We start from the raw sequence: 16,745 nt of genomic DNA, 5'->3' as shown, positions 1-16,745 counted from the left end.
CTACTCCAATCCAATCGATTCAATCAGCAGCTTCGTGTATTGCTGACGATGACCCGTCTTTACGCGATAGCGTTGTTTCGGGCGATACTTAAAAACCAGGATCTTGCGACCCTTGAAATGATTGAGAACTTTCGCCTGGACCTTGGCGCCCTTGATTAGCGGGGTGCCAACAACGACCTTATCGTCATCTACGGACAAAAGGACATCTTCCAGAGTGATCGCCTCACCCACCTCATTTGGCAAACGATCGACGTCGATCGTCTCACCTTCAGCAGCACGGTATTGCTTGCCGCCTTGTTCGACAATAACAAATTTCATTTCTATTACTCCAATCTTCACTTAACCAATCTCGCTCGCGTGTCACCGCCAGGGATCGGGAAAGTTGGGGTTACATGATACTACCCCAGCATAAACTTCTCGCCGGGGCAAGGTACATCATTATAATGTCTTCGTCAATGGATGTCAACAGGATTCCAGGCATACTTTTCATGTTGCTTCATATATTTATCAGGGCATTGATACGACTGGTTACGAAAGTGTTATAATGAAGGCAATCAATAGCGAGTGACCATAAAAATGAAGTACCTTACCTTTAAATACCGGTTAAAAAGTCCATTTCCCAAATCAGACAAATCACATCTGAAATATTATAGTACGCCCAATTTTACTTGCTTTTAAACCCTAATTACGCTATACTTTAGGCACTAGTGGTTAAAAGTGGAGAAAAGTGGGACGCAGTGGAGCGCCGGAGGATCCGGCGCACCATTGGTAATAGGAGCTTTAGAACAGATGTTCCTGGGACAATACGAGCACAATATCGATGAGAAAGGACGAATCACCATTCCCGCAGAATTTCGCGAGGAACTTGGCGATTGCGTGGTCATCACCCAGGGCTATGATGGTAACCTGCAAGCTCTCCCACTTGAGCTGTACGAGTTGTTAGCTGAACGCATCCGCGGTATCAGTATACTCGACCCGGACAGCCGCAGACTCCGCAGGATCTTCTTTTCATACGCAAAGAAGATCGAATTCGACAAAGCCGGTCGTGTTTTATTACCTGCGTTTCTGAGGGATACTGCAAATCTCAAAGAAAACGCAATTCTGGTGGGCAATGGGGAATATTTTGAGCTCTGGTCACCAGAAAACTGGCAAGTTCAGCAGACGTCGCTGAATGATGTTGAAGCGAATGAGCAACGGTTTAAACCCCTGGATTTAACTACCCTACCGTGAACGCCTCAGAACATGGGGGGGGAGCAATCGCCGGAAACCCTGGCGATAATTTCCCCCACCAGCCAGTTCTTTACCAAGAAGTCCTTGGTGCCTTAGCGCCGCAGACTGGTAAATCCTATCTTGATGGGACAGTCGGCGCTGGTGGCCACGCTGAAGGCATTCTGACAGCCTCAGCGCCACAGGGCAGATTACTCGGTCTCGACCTGGATCCGGAAGCGCTGGCGATCACTCGTCAGCGTCTTTTCGCTTTTCAGGATAGAGTGATCCTGCGCCAGGCCTCCTACCGGGACGCCGCCGCTGTCCTCGAGGAAATTGGCTGGGGACCCGTGGATGGAATCCTGCTCGATCTGGGTGTGTCATCAATGCAACTCGACCGCCCAAATCGTGGGTTTTCATTCCGAGAATCCGGCCCATTGGATATGCGCTTCAATCCCGCCGGCGGCACCAGCGCAGCGGATCTGGTCAATCTCTTGGACGAGAAGTCCCTCGCTGACCTGATCTACGAATACGGTGAAGAACGATATTCGAGGCGAATTGCCCGGGCGATCGTTTCTGCCAGGCCCTTCCAAACTACCGGAGAACTGGCGGCTCTGATCAAAAAAGCTGTCCCGGCCGGATATGACCCTCATATCCATCCGGCAACCCGGACATTTCAGGCTTTAAGGATCGCCACCAATCAAGAGTTGGAGACGATCTCTCAGGCTTTACCGGCACTGACAGAATGCCTGGCACCTGGCGGGAAGATTGCCATCATCAGCTTTCATTCGCTCGAAGACCGGCTCACCAAGCAATTCTTCAAGCAGGAAAGCAAAGATTGCATCTGCCCTCCCAGCCAACCCATCTGTACCTGTGGGCATAAAGCCACCCTCAAAGTGCTGACCCGAAAGCCGATCAGCGCCACGGAAGAGGAAATGCGCAGGAATCCCCGCTCTCGCAGCGCTAAGCTGAGAGTAGCTGAGAAAATTTAGACCGCTGGAAGAAGAAGATGAAAAAACGCCTCATACAAGCCTATAAGCAAGCACCCTGGCGAACCCAAGTCCAATGGATTGGTTTATTTTTGCTTGCTTTGGTGCTGGTTGCCACCATCGCCGGCTTGTATCTCAGCGTTAATGGCCAGGCAGCGGCAGCAGGGCGGAGCGTCCAGGGGCTGGAGAGCGACATTGAAACTATGACCAATGAGATCTCCGACCTGATGACCAAACTTGCCAAGGCGCAATCCTCAGAAAAAATGATGGCCCGGGCGGAAGAGCTGGGTTTCCATATGCTGGACCCCGAAACAGCCATCTACGTTGAAGTTCCCGGCCTCGACCCAGATGCTGGGGTTGTCCTCGCGCCACCCCGGTCAAACACGATCATTCAAACCCCTATCATTCAGGATTCATACACCTCTTCCCTCTGGGATTGGTTCGTGAACAATATCTGGATGGGTTCCAATAACCTGACCGAGGGAGGCAACTAGATGAAACCTCCCTTCTACATGCGATATGTGATCCTGATGGCGGCCTGCGCCATTCTTGGCGTGGGGATCGTCTTTCAGATGATCCGGATCAATTACAGCAGCAGCGCCCAGGAGCTGATCGAGAAATCCGCAAGCTACCAGGGCTTTGAAGAGACTATTTACCCACCCCGCGGAACGATCTATGACCGCAACGGCCATGTGCTGGCGACCAACCAGATCGGCTACGAGATCGGGATCGATCTAAAATTTGTGACCGACCCCGAATCAATCGCCTTCTCCGCAGCCAGCCTGCTGGATTTGGAATATGCAGACGTTTTCTCGCTCGCCAGCACCCTTCAGAATGGCGAAGACGAGAACCGCTACTTCGTCCTCGCCAGCTATGTGGATGAAGAAACCGTGGATGAACTCCAGGCTCTGAAGGATAGCTACACAGAACGCCGCCGGGAAACGGGAACCTCTACCCCCAGCCTTTCCGGGTTGATTTGGACGGGTATGGAGCAACGTTCTTATCCTGAAGATGAGCTGGCTGCAAATGTCCTCGGATTCTATAACTATTTCTCCCGGGAGACCGCTCAGGGTGTTTACGGCGTTGAAGAAACCTATAACCGCCTGCTGACCGGCCAGCCGGAAAGCGTTTTTGTACCCAATGACCCTTATGAGGTCGAGGCATTGCCCAATATTGACCACGGTGCCAGCCTGATCCTGACCATTGACCGCGATATCCAGGCCATGATCGAGAAAGAACTGGCAGATGCCCTTGAATGGTCCGGTGCTGAAGGCGGCACGATCATTGTCTATGATCCGGAAAACGGTGACATTTTAGGCATGGCCAGCACGCCAACCTTCGACCCCAATGAATATTGGACCTACGAAGAGACCTTCCCCAACCCTACCCCCTACAACCGTGCCATTGGGGACGCCTACGAACCAGGTTCTGTATTCAAGGTCATCACAATGGCCGCCGCACTGGACGCGGGCGCTGTGGAGCCCTCCACAACCTATGAAGACACCTATGGCGTCTATTGGGTTGAAAACACCTGGCCCATCTATAACTGGGATGGCGGCGCCTGGGGCGAACAGGACATGACCGGCTGTATGCAGCACTCTTTGAACGTCTGTTTGGCGCATATTGCCGTAGATCTACTCGGCGAAGAAGATTTCTATAAATATGTACAGGCTTTTGGTTTTGGCCGCAGCACAGGCATTGACCTGGCCGGCGAAGCCAATTACCCCCTCCGCCTTCCGGACAACAACCAATGGGTGGTGGTGGATCTGGCGGCCAACTCCTTTGGTCAGGGTATTGCCGTGACCCCCATCCAAATGGTGATGGCAATTGGAGCCGTTGCCAATGACGGGCAGATGATGGTTCCTCATGTTGTGCGCAGTGTGGTCGATAACGGCCAGCAATATGATGTCGCTGCGCAGGTCATGGGCAACCCGATCTCTGCTGAGACGGCCCAGACCCTGACCAAAATGCTCACCGTCGCTCTGGAAGAAGAAACTTCCGAAGCTTTGGTGAATGGCTACAGTATCGCGGGTAAGACCGGTACAGCGGAAATTCCCACGGAACTGGGGTACACCACCGATGAGACCAACACCTCATTCGTTGGCTGGGGTCCCTCAGATGATCCGCAATTTGTGGTTTATGTCTGGCTGGAGCGGCCCAGTATCTCAAAATGGGGTTCGGTTGTAGCCGCCCCGGTATTCAGCAACGTTGTGGAGCAGCTGGTCGTACTAATGAAGATTCCCCCGGACGCTGTCCGGGCTGAAATGAGCGCGAATTAGAAGGAAGAATTGTGATTCAACTCAACGACATCATTCTTGCCCTCACAAATGAGGAGATCAGCCCGCTGAAGATACACATCAGCAGCGTGGTGATCGATTCGCGCGACGCTCGCTCTGGCAGCCTCTTCATTGCCCTGCCCGGCGAAAATGTCAATGGACATGACTTTGTGCAGGCCGCCTTCGATAAAGGCGCAGTACTGGCCCTGGTTGATCAGGATATGGGTGCAGCATTCAATATTCTGGACCTGCGACCCGGCCAAACCCTGCCCGTTGTGGAAGAAATCGCCTTCCCGCTCTGTTTACGGGTGGATGATGCTCTCAGCGCACTGCAGAAAGTCGCAGCTTACTGGCGCAGTATCCATGACGTGCGTGTGATTGGAATCACCGGCAGTGTGGGCAAAACCTCAACCAAAGAGTTGATTGCCAGCCTGCTATCACAAAAATACAACGTATTGAAAAACGCAGGCAACCGCAATAACGAGATTGGCCTGCCCCTGACTCTGTTAGAACTTGGCCCCGAGCATGATTATGCCGTTTTGGAAATGGGCTTCTACGTTCCGGGTGAGATTCACCTGCTGTGCGAGATCGCCCAACCCCAGGTCGGCGTCGTCACCAATATTGGCACCGTTCACGCAGAACGGGCCGGCTCACAGGAAATCATCGCCAAAGGTAAAGCAGAATTGGTTGAATCCCTGCCGCCAGCGCCTAAAGGCGTGGCCGTGCTGAACAGTGACGATCCCTGGGTGCTGTACATGTTCGGCAGAACTCAGGCGAAAGTCCTCTCCTATGGGATCAAAGGTGATGCGAACCTCTCGGCCAGCAGTATCCAATCACATGGACTGGATGGCCTTTCCTGCGTATTGAATTACCGGGAAACATCCCATAAAATCCACTCCCCACTGATGGGAGAGTTCTCCGTTTATACAATCCTTCGGGCCGTAGGTGTCGCTTTGGCGGAAGGAATGGAATGGCCGGTAATTGAAGCCGGATTGGGCAGCGCTCAGGTAGATATCCGTATGCGCCGGGTGAACCTGCCCGGTGATATCACCATTCTGGATGATACCTATAATGCAGCCCCCGAATCCACCGTCGCAGCCCTGGAATTGCTGCAGAATTTATCCGGCCGCCGGGTCGCCATCCTGGGAGATATGCTCGAACTGGGGCAATATGAGACCTCCGGGCACCAATCTGTCGGCAAAGTGGCTGCCACAGCCGCAGATCAGTTGATTTTGGTCGGCCCCAGGTCAAAAAAGACTGCCAAAGCCGCCCTGGAGAACGGCTTCAATGAAGCCCACCTGCAGTGGTATCCTGATGCCCAAACCGCCTGCGAACCCGCCATCCAACTGGTTCAAGATGGCGATACCGTACTAATCAAAGGTTCAAATAGTATGCGAATGACCAAGATTCTGGCCGCATTGGAAGGGAGAAAATAATGGAGAATACCTCCGTTATCATCGCCGTCAGCGGTCTGAGCTTTTTGATGACCGTAATTTGGGGAGATCCACTGATCCGCTTGCTCAAAGTCTGGCGGATTGGCAAAATCGTGCGCCAAGATGGTCCAGACCAGCATTTCGTAAAAATGGGCACACCAACGATGGGTGGGATCATGTTTATGCTCCCGGTCACCCTGTTGACGATCTTATTCAACGCGGTATCCATTTTCGGCTTCAACCTGTTGGGGCGTTCGGTGCTGCTCCCCGTGCTCACCATGTGGGCCTATGCCCTCCTGGGTATGATCGACGACTGGGAAGGCATTCGTGGCCCTCGGCGCGGTCTTGGAATGCGTGCCAGCACCAAATTCATCATCCAGGTGATCTTCGCCATTGGAATCGCATTCGTGCTTCGAGATATTCTCGTCGTTCCGCAGTTCTATTGGTTCACCTGGGAAGAAGCCATCAACCTTGGCCCGTTCTACATCCCGATTGCGGTGTTGATCATCGTAGGAATGTCGAATGCTGTGAACTTCACCGATGGGCTCGATGGCCTGGCCGGTTTGATCTCGGTCACAGCCTTCGCCGCCTTTGGGATGGTTGCCCTCGTTCAGGGGCAATCTTTCCTGGCAAGGTTCTGCTTCTCGTTAGTTGGCGCCCTGTTTGGCTTTTTATGGTTCAATGTCCATCCCGCCCTGCTGTTCATGGGCGATACCGGCTCTCTGGCGCTTGGCGCCACCCTCGGCGTGGTCGCCTTGATGACCGGTCAGTGGCTGATTATCCCCCTGATCGCCGTCATCCCCGTCAGCGAAGCGCTGAGCGTTGTTATTCAAGTGAGCTATTTCAAACTGACCAAAGGCAAGCGGTTCTTCAAGATGGCCCCGCTGCATCACCATTTTGAGTTACTGGGATGGAGCGAAACGCAAGTCGTGCAACGCTTCTGGTTGGTCAGCCTGGTCTGTGCCATGTTAGGCATAGCCTTAATTCTGGTGGAGTAAGTAGATGATAGATTGGAACGGAAAACAAGTCGTGATGATTGGCGCAGCCCGTCAGGGGTTAGCGCTTTCACGCTATCTGGCACAAAAAGGCGCCAGGGTCATCCTCAATGACCGCCGAGAGGACAGCCTGTTAGCTGAAACCAAACAGGAACTCTCCGATCTGGATATCACCTGGGTGACAGGTGGCCATCCCTTTGAGATATTGGAAGGCACTGATCTGGTCTGCCTATCCGGTGGCGTACCGCTGGATTTGCCGATAGTGCTTGAAGCCGAGAACCGGGGAATCCCGCTTTCAAATGACTCCCAAATTTTCCTGGAAGAGACCCCCTGCCCCGTGATCGGGATCACCGGGTCCGCCGGGAAATCCACCACGACTGCCTTGGTGGGTGAAATCGCCAAGCTGCATTACCAGCAGCGCAAGCCCAATAACAAAGCCTGGGTCGGCGGTAATATCGGCAACCCGCTGATCCAATATCTGGATCAGATAAAGGAAGATGACATTGCAGTGATGGAACTTTCGAGTTTCCAGTTGGAGATCATGACCAAATCTCCGCATATCGCTGTGATCCTGAACCTGACGCCGAACCACCTGGATCGCCATAAGACGATGGCAGCTTATACATCCGCCAAGTCTAACATCCTGACCCACCAGGGGCCGGATGACATTGCGATCCTCAACCGGGATGATACCCAATCCCGCAAGATCTATAACGAGATCAAAGGTCGTCTGATCACCTTCGGCGTGAATGAACCTCATAACAAACAGGATGCGACCTTCTATAAACGGGGCAAGCTCTATCTGCAGGCCAGCGGCCAGATCGCCAAGATCATCAAAGCGGATCAGATCATCCTGCCCGGGACACATAACCTCTATAACATCCTGGCTGCCATTGCCATCTCCGCTGCGGCCTCCTTCTCAATGCAAGCTATCTATGAAGGCATTGTAAACTTCACCGGCATCCCCCACCGCCTGGAATTCATCCGGGAATGGGGCGGGGCCGATTGGTACAACGACTCCATCGCCACTGCGCCGGAACGGGCCATTGCCGCTATCAATTCCTTTGACCGGCCGATCATATTGCTGGCCGGAGGACGGGATAAAGACCTGCCCTGGGGTAAATTCGCCAACCTAGTCCATCAAAAAGTGGATCATTTGGTCGTCTTTGGTGAGACTGTGGATCTGATCTGCGATGCAATAGGCGAAGTTATCCCCGATCAACGGCCATACACAATTGATTGCTGCGCCGGACTGGAAGAAGCTGTTCAAAAAGCCGCTGAACGAGTAGAACCGGGCGATATCGTCCTGCTCTCCCCTGGTGGCACGAGTTTTGATGAATTTATTGACTTTGAAGAACGTGGAAAGCGATTCACACAATGGGTGAAGGAACTTACGTAAGCCAGACAAGACCAAAGATGGGCAAATCCCGGTCTCACCGGCTGCCCTTTGACGTCCCGTTGCTTCTAATCGTGGTCGTCTTGGTGGTCTTTGGTTTGTTGATGGTCTATTCCGCCAGCTGGGACTTCTCCATCCTGATGGGCGAAGAACCCACGTACCTCTTTGGACGTCAGATCCTTTGGGTATTGCTGGGGCTGGTAGCTGCGATTGCAGCCAGCCTGATTGACTATCACCATTACCAGAAGATCCTGGTTCCCCTTGGGTTGGGCACATTGGCCTTGCTTTTCGCAGTCCTCGTTGTGAACCACGGCGCCGGCGATGAAGCAACTCGTAACCTGTTGGGCGGCTCTATTCAACCCTCCGAGATGGCCAAGGCTGTGATCGTGATCTACCTTTCCTTCTGGCTTTACCGCCGAAAGGAAACCCTAAATAACATGCAGCTGGGTTATATCCCGCTGGTCATCATCCTGGGTGTGACCTTCGCCATGATCTTCTTGCAACCCGACTTGAGCGCCGCAGTCACCATCCTGATGCTGGGCGTGATCCTGTTCTTCCTGGCCGGTGGCGACTGGAAAGTCATTCTGCTGGTCTTTGTTCTGGCATTGCTGGTAGGCGTCCCGCTAATGTACCTCTACCCCACCGGACGTGAGCGCTTGTCCTCCTACCTAACTGGCCTGAACAACCCCTTGCAGAGCAGCTACCACATCCAGCGCACGCTGGAAGCTGTCGTCAAAGGCGGCTGGTTCGGGGTTGGGATCGGACAGGCGGACACCAAGTTCACCGGGCTGCCCCTGGCCCCCACAGACAGCATCTTCGCCGTCGTGGCGGAAGAAACCGGCATCCTGGGCGGGCTGTTCCTGGCAGGAATGTTCGTCCTGTTGATCTGGCGGGGTTTGGTGATTGCTAAAAATGCATCGGATCAATTAGGCTCGATGATCGCTTTTGGGCTGACTTCCTGGATCGGGATTGAAGCCCTGATGAATATGGCTGTTATCGTGGGGCTCTTACCCTTCACAGGTAATGCGCTCCCGTTGATTAGTGCAGGCGGCTCCAGCATGCTGGTGACCCTGACATCGCTTGGTATTGTAATGAATATATCAAGAGTATCCATGACTCAGAAATCTGAGGAAAGGAGTGCCCACAGTGCGGTTGTTGATCTGCGCCGGCGGGACGGGCGGGGGAGTGTATCCCGCAGAAACCGTTCTCGACGCCCTGGAACTAGATAAGGATTCAATCCTTTGGGTCGGCGGCCGTGGTGGAATCGAGGAAACATTGGTGACGCGACGAGAGATTCCATTTAAGGCCATTCCCGCAGCCGGCGTGCATGGCGTGGGATTGAAACGGCTGCCCGGAAACATCTGGAAGCTGCTCAAGGGCTTCTTTGCTTCGGCGCGAATCCTGCGGGAATTCAATCCAGATGTCCTGCTCTTCACAGGCGGTTACGTCGCTTTCCCGATGGCTGTGGCTGCTTTGCGGCGCCCCTCCCTGCTCTATGTCCCTGACATTGAACCCGGCATGGCGCTCAAGGCATTGGCCCGCTTTGCGGATCGGATTGCCCTCACCACGGGCACTTCCGCTGCCTACTTCCCCAACAAATCCAAGCTGACCGTCACCGGTTACCCAACTCGGTCTGATTTGAAGGATTGGGATAAGGAAAAAGCGCTGGATTACTTCGGATTCACCGCCGATCTGCCCACCCTGACCGTCACCGGTGGCAGCAAAGGCGCCCGGACGATCAATACAGCCCTGATGAAGGTCCTGCCGCAGCTTTTGGAGAAAATGCAGGTCATTCACCTTACCGGTCACCTCGACTGGGAGGTTCTGGATAAACAAGCCCAACAGCTTCCTGCTCATCTGGCAAAGAACTATCAGGCTTTTCCCTACCTGCATGAGATGGGCGCTGCCTTTGCCGCAGCCGACCTGATCGTCTCTCGGGCAGGCGCCTCCACCCTCGGCGAGTATCCCCTCTTTGGGCTGCCAGCCATTCTGGTACCCTATCCCTTCGCCTGGCGCTACCAGAAGGTGAACGCATCCTTCCTGGAAGACCACGGCGCAGCGATCCTCCTGCGGGACGAGGAAATGGATGATAAGTTATTGGGCCTCGTGATGGATCTGATCAATGATCCCAAGCGGCTCTCCCGCATGAGCCGAGCAATGACCAGCCTGGCAACCCCTGAGGCGGCGTTCAAGATCGCTGCATTGGTCAACGAAATGGCCGAAACGCCGGAAAGTAAAGGTGACGCGTGATCAGTCTTTCGGTACTCTTCTGGATTTTTGTTGTCCTGTTCGCCATCATCGGTGCGATGCGGGGCTGGGCCAAGGAAATTCTGGTCACATCCGGTGTGATCGTGGCAATCTTTGTGATCACCATTCTTGAGACTTTCATCCCCGGTGTGCGGGACAATGTCAACCCGAACTCGCAGTTCTGGCTCAGGATCGGCATCCTCGCCGGGCTGACCTTCTTCGGTTATCAGGGGCCAAACATCCCCCGGCTGATCGATTCCGGAAAATTCATCCGCGACCGCTTCCAGGACGTCCTCTTGGGCATCTTCCTGGGCGCTGTCAATGGCTACATGATCTTTGGGACGGCCTGGTATTATCTCGACTTCGCGGGCTATCCTTTCAAGTGGATCACCGCTCCAGATCAGGTGACTGAAGCTGGATTGAAAGCGGCTTCACTGCTTAAAACGCTGCCGCCCGTTTGGCTGCAATCGCCAGTGATCTATATCGCAGTGGCAATCTCGTTTATCTTTATTTTGGTGGTGTTCATCTAATGACACACGTGCACTTAATCGGCATCGGCGGGACAGGACTCTCCGCCATCGCCCGGGTCCTCCTCGAAAAAGGCTATCAGGTCAGCGGCTCCGACCGCCAGGCCTCGCCTCTGTTCGATGCGGTCACCCAAGCGGGCGCAACCACCTATGTCGGTCATGTTTCCGAACAGGTGTCAGGCGCCGATCTGGTGGTTCGTTCCTCGGCAGTGCCGGATGATAACCCTGAAGTGCAGTATGCCCTGGCACACCAGATCCCTGTGCTCAAGCGCTCGGATTTCCTGGCAGAGCTCACCCAGGGGCAGGACGTGCTCGCTGTGGCAGGGACGCACGGCAAGACCACCACAACCACCATGCTGATCTGGATGCTGATCGAGATGGGTCTGGATCCTAGTTTCATCGCCGGTGGCGTGGTCAATCAATTGAATCGTAACGCCCATGCAGGTCAGGGCGACTATTTTGTGATCGAGGCGGACGAATATGACAACATGTTCCTCGGCCTTGCGCCCAAAATCGCAATCGTGACCAATATGGAGCATGACCATCCGGACTGCTTCCCCACCCCACGGGATTACCGGAAAGCTTTCAAGTCTTTCCTGGGGAAAGTTCGATCGGACGGGCTGGCATTTGTCTGTCAGGATGATCCCGGTGCCGCCTCACTCGGGGAGGAAATGAGCGCTGAGGAGTCAATCCTGACCTATGGCAGCCGGCCGGAAGTCAATTACCGGGCCATCAACAACGTCATAGTGGATGGCTGGCCAACTTTCACATTGATGTACGGGGATGAGGCTCTTGGGCAAGTGAAACTGGCCATCCCCGGCTGGCACAACGTGCTAAACGCTACGGGTGCACTGGGCGCAATCCATCAGCTAGGATTGGACCTGCCAGCCGCAATTCGGGCCCTGGTAGCCTTCACAGGCGCAGGACGGCGGTTTGAGGTTCTGGGTGAAGTAAGCGGCGTAACCATCATTGATGACTACGGCCACCACCCCACTGAGATTGCGGCCACCCTTGAGGCAGCCCACTCCCGCTACCAGAATCACCGGATCTGGGCCATTTGGCAGCCACACACTTATTCACGGACCCAGTCCCTGGAAGCTGAATTCATCAGCGCCCTGGCGATTGCCGATCGGGTGGGTGTCTTGAAGATCTACGCTGCCCGAGAGAAAGATCCCGGCTACAGTGCCAGGGTCATCGCCGATGCCCTGCCCGCAGGAAAAGCAGCCTATCTGGATGATTTTGGGGCTGCAACTGAGTATTTATTACAAGAGATCAAGCCGAATGACGTACTGATCATTTTCTCCGCCGGAGATGCCACCCAGGTCAGTCAGTCGGTTTATCAGCAGCTTACTGCCAAGGAAATTGGTTAAAAGTATGATGAAAAGTGCAACATTGGCTAAACTCAGAGAGGTTTTTGGCGAGGCGATGCAGGAAGATGCCGTCATGGCCAATTTCACCACCGCCAGGGTGGGAGGCCCCGTGCCGGCTCTGATCGCCATCAGCACCCTCGATGAACTGGTGCAAACCGCCCAGACCTTATGGTCGCTGGATGTGCCCTTCAGCCTGTTAGGCAGCGGGTCGAACATCCTGGTCAGCGATCACGGCCTGGAGCATGTGATCCTGCTCAATCGGGCGAATAACCTTGAGATCGATTCGGAGTCCGAATCGCCCTCCGTCACAGCTGAATCGGGTGTGATCCTGGGTACCGTTGCCCGTAAGACGGCTCGTAAGAGCCTGAGCGGTATGGAATGGGCAGCACCCGTCCCCGGAACGGTCGGCGGCGCTGTTTACGGTAACGCCGGCGCTCATGGCAGCGATGTGGCAGCTTCCTTAAAAGTGGCAAAAATCTTGCACGCAAAAAAAGGCGTGGAAGACTGGCCGGTCGAAAAACTAGCCTACCAGTATCGCAGCAGCATTTTGAAACGTGAGCAGATGCCTGTGGTGATCCTGTCAGCGGTTTTCAACCTGTTCCCCACCAACCGTGAGGAAGCTATGGCGAAGATTTCCGAATTCCAGGCTCACCGCAAGGGCACTCAGCCCCCCGGCGCATCCATGGGCTCAATGTTCAGGAACCCGCCCAATGATTATGCCGGCAGACTGATCGAAGCTGCAGGTTTGAAAGGAAAACGCATTGGACAGGCGATGATCAGCCCGGTCCATGCGAATTTCATCGTTAACCTGGAAGACGCCAAGGCTCAGGACATTTACCAGTTGCTGAAACTGGCCCAGGAAACAGTCAAAAATCAATTCGGGGTCGAATTGGAGCCCGAAATCGAATTAATAGGTGAATTTGATTAATGGATAAGAAATTAAAACTCGGTGTGATTTACGGGGGACGGTCCGGTGAGCATGAAGTCTCACTGATGTCAGCACGTTCAGTCCTCTCGGTAATTGACCGGGATAAATTCGATGTGATCGAAATTGGGATCACACGCAAGGGACAATGGCTGGTTGGCGAGAATCTCTGGAATCTAATCCAGAATGAACGCTATGAGAGCCTGGTCCCAGCCGTTTTCCTGCCCTGGCCGCAGGATCCCGGTATCTACACCCTGCAGGACGGCGAGATGAAACTCTACTCCAGGCTGGATGTGATCTTCCCTGTAATGCACGGCACCTACAGTGAAGACGGCACCCTGCAAGGCCTGCTGGAACTGGCCGATGTCGCCTATGTTGGCGCCGGCGTACTTGGTTCCGCTGCCTGCATGGATAAGGGCCTGTTCAAGGATGTGATGATTGCTAATCAAATTCCTACGTTGGAGTATATGATCTTCAACCGTACGGATATTGAGAAGGATCTGGATACTTGCCTGGACCAGGCGGAGGCCATCGCCCCTTACCCGCTCTTCACCAAACCCGCCAACCTCGGGTCTTCGGTGGGGATCAGCAAATGCACCAGCCGCAGCGATCTAATGGAAGGTATGAAACAGGCCGCCTCCTTTGACCGCCGGATCGTGGTGGAAAAAGGCGTGGACCTGGCCCGTGAGGTCGAGGTCAGCATCCTGGGCAATGAAGAACCAAAAGCCTCCATCCCCGGCGAAATTGTGCCGAAGGATACCTTCTACACCTATGAGGAAAAATACATCAATGACACAGCCGATCTGCTAATTCCGGCTGATGTTTCAGATGAAATGGTTGCCTTGCTGCAAGAAGTTGCCATCAGGGCCTACAAAGTTACGGATTGCGCCGGCATGGCTCGGGTGGATTTCCTGGTCGACCGGGAAACCGACAAGGTTTATCTCAACGAGATCAATACGATCCCCGGTTTCACCAGTATCAGCATGTACCCGAAACTCTGGGAGGCCACCGGCCTGCCCTATAAAGCACTGATTGAGAAATTGATTGACCTGGCGCTGGAACGTAAAGCCCAGCGCGACCAGACTGAAAGGGAGTTCCGTAGTTAATGGCAAATCGTCCGTCAGAGGAAAAGAGCAGGGCTGAAAGAGTCCGTGCTCGCCGGCAGAAAAGCCAACCGAAGGTCCAAAAGGCCCCCACCTTTGGATCCAATGCGACGCGCAAGCAGCCCACCCGTCAGGTGCCTGTGACCCGCCGGACGCCCTCCACCACGACCCCGGTGATCAACCGGCAGCGCAATAAGGTCAACGTCCCCCTCAAGAACAGGGGCGCTGAGCTGCAATTGCCTGCCTTCCCCCAGATCAAACTGGGGTGGCGGCTGATTTCGGGTGCGATCTTCGTACTTTCTCTGGCGGTTGTCATCACCTTCACGGGCCTGAATGTCTTCTCCGTCAACGCCATCAACCTGGAAGGCGCGGAACGGCTGACATCGGATATCATCCTCTCCCAACTCGGGATCTCGGGGAAATCCATTGTTGCGATCAACCCCAAGGAGATCGCCACCCAGGTCACCGAGATCTTCCCCAGCATCAAAACAGCGAAGGTTTCTGCCGGCCTGCCGGCATCGCTCACGATCAAAGTCACCGAAAGACAACCGCTTGTCCTTTGGTTGGAACCCGAGAACAGCTATTGGATCGACGATGAAGGCGTGATGTTCTATCCCCGTGGTGAAGCGGAAGTGGCCCTCATAGTGGTCGCTGCCGGTAACCCGCCCACGGCTATGACAGAAGCGCTTGAAGACACCGAGGATATTTCAGAAGCGGATGTCGCTGAACTGACCACAGGCCTGACGCAGACCACGCCGGAATTCATCGATGCCCTGTTCGCTCTGCAAAACTATCTGCCGGAAGGCAGCACATTGCAGTATGACCCAGAATTTGGCCTTGGCTGGCAGGATCCCAGCGGCTGGCTGGTCTATTTCGGCAGCGACATCAGCAATATTGACCTGAAATTGGCGGAATACGAAACGATCATCACAGAATTGCAAGCCAAGAACCTGACGCCGTCATTGATCAGCCTCGAATTCCTTTTAGCACCTTATTATCGACTGGAGCCGTAGTATGGAAGAGCCCATCATTGTTGGAATTGATATTGGTACCAGCAAAATCTGCACCCTGGTTGCCCGCGTAGAAGAAAGCGACAACCTCCGTATTCTGGGTGTGGGCATAGAACCCTCCCAGGGCATCCGTAAGGGGACCGTTGTGGACCTCAATGCTGCCGCACTGGCTGTCTCCCGCTCGATAGAAAAAGCAGAACGCACCTCAGGTTTTGAGATCAATGCGGCTCTGGTCAGCCTGGCTGGCTCTCAGGTCTCTTCGATCAACAGCCGAGGCGTCGTTGGCATCACCGGCGGCATCGTGGACATCGAAGATATTGACCGGGCACTCGACGCAGCTCAGGCTGTCGCCATCCCCCATAACCGCGAGATCATCCATGTGATCCAGCGGGGATTCACCATCGACGGCCAGGATGGCATCCGCACCCCGATCGGTATGCACGGCTACCGGCTGGAAGTGGAAGCCCACATCATCACCGCAGCAGCCTCAACAGTCGAGAACCTTCGCCAATGCGTCGGCGCATCAGGGATCGAAGTGCAGCAGTTCGTGCTCAATCCCCTGGCTTCAGGTGAAGTGGTGCTCTCCGAGACGGAGCGCCAGATGGGTGTGGCCGTTGTGGATATCGGCGGAGGAACAACCGACATGGCGATCTACATTGACGGCGATGTCTGGCACACAATGGTGATGGCCGTTGGCGGCAACCATGTCACCTCAGATATAGCGCATGGCTTGCGGCTGCCGATCGCCCAAGCCGAAGAAGTCAAACTGAAATTTGGTCACTCCATTCAGTCCGCTGTGAACCCCGAAGAACAGTTCACCGTCCGCAGCTTTGGCGTGGATAACCCCGAACGGATCAACCGGGCAGATCTGGCGAACATCATCGAAGCCCGCATGGAAGAGATCTTCTACCTGGTGCTCCAAGAGATCCGCCGCTCAGGCTATGACGGCCTCCTGCCGGCTGGTGTGGTCCTCACAGGCGGTTCTAGCCTGATTCCAGGTTGCCGCCAACTGGCCTCCCAGGTAATGGGCCTCCCCACCCGAATCGCCAAACCGCAAAATCTGATCGGTCTGATCGATCAGCTCGACTCACCGGCTTTCGCCACCAGCGTGGGCTTGCTGCAATGGGCGCTCCTGATGAGTGATTCGAGTCAATTTATCGAGCGTCACGGACCAAAACAATCTAAAAACTGGTCCGAACAACTTAAGGATCTACTCAGGCGGCTTTTGCCCTGAGATAGTCAGAATTATTGATCAATTTGTTCATAAA

At 54.4% G+C, this 16,745-nt stretch carries 16 protein-coding genes; 15 read left to right on the top strand and 1 reads right to left on the bottom strand.

Annotated features, from left to right (window positions below; translation table 11 throughout):
• Positions 1-318, bottom strand: a complete 318-nt coding sequence (gene rplU / locus JR338_01010) for a 50S ribosomal protein L21 (GenBank protein ID QRN83366.1) — start codon at positions 316-318, stop codon at positions 1-3.
• A gap of 471 nt (positions 319-789) precedes the next feature.
• On the opposite strand from rplU, the gene mraZ reads away from it, so the two are divergent.
• From mraZ to ftsA, 15 genes are read left to right on the top strand one after another with little or no spacing between them, the layout of a single operon-like run.
• On the top strand, positions 790-1,230 hold the full coding sequence (gene mraZ / locus JR338_01005; protein ID QRN83365.1) for a division/cell wall cluster transcriptional repressor MraZ: 441 nt from the start codon (positions 790-792) through the stop codon (positions 1,228-1,230).
• 26 nt (positions 1,231-1,256) lie between these two features.
• Positions 1,257-2,198, top strand: a complete 942-nt coding sequence (rsmH, locus tag JR338_01000) for a 16S rRNA (cytosine(1402)-N(4))-methyltransferase RsmH (GenBank protein QRN84322.1) — start codon at positions 1,257-1,259, stop codon at positions 2,196-2,198.
• 17 nt (positions 2,199-2,215) lie between these two features.
• Positions 2,216-2,689 (top strand): hypothetical protein, encoded by a 474-nt coding sequence (locus tag JR338_00995; GenBank protein QRN83364.1) that lies wholly within the window; start codon positions 2,216-2,218, stop codon positions 2,687-2,689.
• Positions 2,690-4,474: a penicillin-binding protein 2 gene (locus tag JR338_00990; GenBank protein QRN83363.1), complete on the top strand. Its 1,785-nt coding sequence runs from the start codon at positions 2,690-2,692 to the stop codon at positions 4,472-4,474.
• An 11-nt stretch (positions 4,475-4,485) separates the two neighbouring features.
• On the top strand, positions 4,486-5,907 hold the full coding sequence (locus JR338_00985) for a UDP-N-acetylmuramoyl-tripeptide--D-alanyl-D-alanine ligase (GenBank protein QRN83362.1): 1,422 nt from the start codon (positions 4,486-4,488) through the stop codon (positions 5,905-5,907).
• A complete protein-coding gene (locus JR338_00980; GenBank protein ID QRN83361.1) occupies positions 5,907-6,902 on the top strand; it encodes a phospho-N-acetylmuramoyl-pentapeptide-transferase in 996 nt (331 codons plus the stop codon). Before JR338_00985 ends, JR338_00980 begins: the two co-directional genes overlap by 1 nt.
• A gap of 4 nt (positions 6,903-6,906) precedes the next feature.
• Positions 6,907-8,298 (top strand): UDP-N-acetylmuramoyl-L-alanine--D-glutamate ligase, encoded by a 1,392-nt coding sequence (gene murD, locus JR338_00975; GenBank protein ID QRN83360.1) that lies wholly within the window; start codon positions 6,907-6,909, stop codon positions 8,296-8,298.
• 17 nt (positions 8,299-8,315) lie between these two features.
• Positions 8,316-9,524: an FtsW/RodA/SpoVE family cell cycle protein gene (locus JR338_00970; protein QRN83359.1), complete on the top strand. Its 1,209-nt coding sequence runs from the start codon at positions 8,316-8,318 to the stop codon at positions 9,522-9,524.
• Positions 9,442-10,545 (top strand): undecaprenyldiphospho-muramoylpentapeptide beta-N-acetylglucosaminyltransferase, encoded by a 1,104-nt coding sequence (gene murG, locus JR338_00965; protein QRN83358.1) that lies wholly within the window; start codon positions 9,442-9,444, stop codon positions 10,543-10,545. Before JR338_00970 ends, murG begins: the two co-directional genes overlap by 83 nt.
• A complete protein-coding gene (locus JR338_00960; GenBank protein ID QRN83357.1) occupies positions 10,542-11,072 on the top strand; it encodes a hypothetical protein in 531 nt (176 codons plus the stop codon). Before murG ends, JR338_00960 begins: the two co-directional genes overlap by 4 nt.
• The gene (gene murC / locus JR338_00955; GenBank protein ID QRN83356.1) at positions 11,072-12,439 is read left to right on the top strand and encodes a UDP-N-acetylmuramate--L-alanine ligase; all 1,368 of its coding nucleotides are present in this window, start codon (positions 11,072-11,074) and stop codon (positions 12,437-12,439) included. The genes JR338_00960 and murC overlap by 1 nt, the downstream gene beginning before the upstream one ends.
• Positions 12,440-12,461: 22 nt before the next feature.
• Positions 12,462-13,367 (top strand): UDP-N-acetylmuramate dehydrogenase, encoded by a 906-nt coding sequence (murB, locus tag JR338_00950; protein ID QRN83355.1) that lies wholly within the window; start codon positions 12,462-12,464, stop codon positions 13,365-13,367.
• The gene (locus tag JR338_00945; GenBank protein ID QRN83354.1) at positions 13,367-14,470 is read left to right on the top strand and encodes a D-alanine--D-alanine ligase; all 1,104 of its coding nucleotides are present in this window, start codon (positions 13,367-13,369) and stop codon (positions 14,468-14,470) included. The genes murB and JR338_00945 overlap by 1 nt, the downstream gene beginning before the upstream one ends.
• Entirely contained in the window at positions 14,470-15,480 is a 1,011-nt protein-coding gene (locus JR338_00940) for an FtsQ-type POTRA domain-containing protein (protein QRN83353.1), read from the top strand. The genes JR338_00945 and JR338_00940 overlap by 1 nt, the downstream gene beginning before the upstream one ends.
• Before the next feature lies 1 nt (position 15,481).
• Positions 15,482-16,711: a cell division protein FtsA gene (gene ftsA / locus JR338_00935; GenBank protein ID QRN83352.1), complete on the top strand. Its 1,230-nt coding sequence runs from the start codon at positions 15,482-15,484 to the stop codon at positions 16,709-16,711.
• Positions 16,712-16,745: the final 34 nt, after the last annotated feature.

It is taken from the genome of Chloroflexota bacterium, from assembly GCA_016887485.1.
Taxonomy (GTDB): domain Bacteria; phylum Chloroflexota; class Anaerolineae; order Anaerolineales; family Anaerolineaceae; genus Brevifilum.
Note: the sequence above shows the minus strand (reverse complement) of the source record. Positions and strands in the feature narration are given on the sequence as shown.